This window comes from Alcanivorax sp. HI0044 (genome assembly GCF_001634945.1).
On the sequence record NZ_LWEZ01001860.1, the window covers coordinates 1 to 991 of the forward strand.

The following is a 991-nucleotide window of genomic DNA, read 5'->3' on the forward strand; positions in this document are numbered from 1 at the left end:
CCATGCCAATGCCGTTGTCGGTAATGGTCAACGTGCCCGCGTCCTTGTCCACTTGCAGGGTAATGCGGGGTTCACCACCTTGCTCCAGCAACGCAGGATTATCCAGCGCCTGGAAACGTAACTTGTCGCACGCATCCGACGCATTGGAAATCAGCTCCCGCAAAAAGATTTCCCGGTTGCTGTAGAGAGAATGAATCATCAAGTGAAGAAGACGGGATACTTCTGCCTGAAATCCATGGGTCTGTTTTTCTGCTGACACGATTGGCTCCTGAACCTGCGGGTAATGTTGAGAAACAGATATGGGCAAACCGGGGGTTTTCAAGGTGCGTCACTGAATTGAGTGATAAGCGGACCTCAAGGCCCGCCTCACTATTCAACCCTGGCAAATCGCCGAACGCCGAATGCACAACGCCAGATACCTTTGTTCAAAATCTGGAATGTGGGGGCTTTTTCTTCTCTTTATACGGAGGATCTCCAGTCCATCCCCGGCATTCGCCCCAGGAAGGCTTCAGAAACAACGCCAGCCACCCGGCATCCACCCTGGCGCTGCACAAATCACCATTGGACAGGCTGGGCCAGCTTAACGACTGGTCAGGTGAGACAGGGCAGAATCCAGATCCGGGAAACGGAAAATGAAGCCCTGCTGCTCCAGGCGCCGGGGGTAAACCCGCTGGCCGCCAATCAGCATGGAGGATTGCTCTCCCAAGCCCACTTTGAGTGCGGTGGATGGCACGCGCAGCAGCGCCGGGCGTTTCACTTGTCGGGCAAGGGTGTGGTGAAACTCTCGCTGGGTTACCGGGGCCGGTGCGCAAGCATTGAAAACACCATCTACCCCTGGGGTTTCCAACGCCCGAACCAGCACCGCCACCATGTCGTCAATGTGCACCCAGCTCAGCCACTGGTTGCCATCACCAAGCATGGCGCCAAGCCCAAGCCGATACACTGGCAGCAACTTGCTCAACATACCGCCATCGCTACCGAGCACAATACC

At 56.2% G+C, this 991-nt stretch carries 1 protein-coding gene and 1 pseudogene; both read right to left on the reverse strand.

The genetic code is table 11. From position 1 onward, the window contains the following. Nucleotides 1-259, reverse strand: a pseudogene (locus A3730_RS27690) (ATP-binding protein); the annotation flags it as partial. Between the two features lie 321 nt (nt 260-580). Continuing rightward, nucleotides 581-991: DUF1731 domain-containing protein (locus tag A3730_RS27695; protein WP_156501415.1), on the reverse strand; the 411-nt coding region annotated here is incomplete at its 5' end.